The sequence below is a fragment of the Ruminococcus difficilis genome, from assembly GCF_016680995.1.
In genome coordinates, this window is the sequence record NZ_JAEQMG010000008.1 from 1 (window position 1) to 721 (window position 721).

The following is a 721-nucleotide window of genomic DNA, read 5'->3' on the forward strand; positions in this document are numbered from 1 at the left end:
AGGCTGATGAAAATCAGATATGCGCCAATAGCTCAGCTGGATAGAGCAACTGCCTTCTAAGCAGTAGGTCAGGGGTTCGAGTCCCTTTTGGCGCGCCAATAGCGCCAAAAGGCGACTCGAAGGCGACCGTGCCCGCATTGCGGGTAAAAACGTCATGGTATGACGTTTTTAGGGAGAGAGCAGATGATGCTCTTTTGTTCGCACTGAACTACGCAAGCGAGAAGGACTTTTCCAAAAGTACAATGTACTTTTGGCGCGCCAATAGCGCCAAAAGGCGCGACAAGTGGCACCAAATTAATTTTGGTGCATATATGGTGGGATTAGCGTAGTTGGTTAACGCGCCAGTTTGTGGCACTGGAGACCGACGGTTCGAATCCGTCATTCCACCCCACTTGACTCATTAGCTCAGTTGGCAGAGCACTTGACTTTTAATCAAGGTGTCCGGAGTTCGAATCTCCGATGGGTCACCAAATGCCGCACAAGGGAACTTGGGCGGCTTTGTTTTAGTCAGTTTTCTGCCAACTGAGCTTAATTATTTTGGGCTGTCGCCAAGCGGTAAGGCAACGGACTTTGACTCCGTCATCCGTGGGTTCGAATCCCGCCAGCCCAGCCAATAAATAGGGCACCCTAAACGGGTGCCTTAATTATTGACTATATAAATCGGCGGGATTCGAAGGCGACCGAGCCCGCCGCAGGCGGGTAAAAATGTCCCGGTGGGACA

4 tRNA genes are annotated in these 721 nt (G+C 51.2%); all 4 read left to right on the forward strand.

The window, feature by feature from the left end:
* The first annotated feature begins 21 nt into the window (after nucleotides 1-21).
* The 4 genes from JKK62_RS00165 (at nucleotide 22) to JKK62_RS00180 (ending at nucleotide 613) form a co-directional block, all read left to right on the forward strand.
* Nucleotides 22-98: transfer RNA gene (locus JKK62_RS00165), tRNA-Arg, on the forward strand.
* A 216-nt stretch (nucleotides 99-314) separates the two neighbouring features.
* Nucleotides 315-391, forward strand: a tRNA-His gene (locus JKK62_RS00170).
* 3 nt (nucleotides 392-394) lie between these two features.
* Nucleotides 395-470, forward strand: a tRNA-Lys gene (locus tag JKK62_RS00175).
* A gap of 68 nt (nucleotides 471-538) precedes the next feature.
* Nucleotides 539-613 (forward strand) — tRNA-Gln (locus JKK62_RS00180).
* Nucleotides 614-721: the final 108 nt, after the last annotated feature.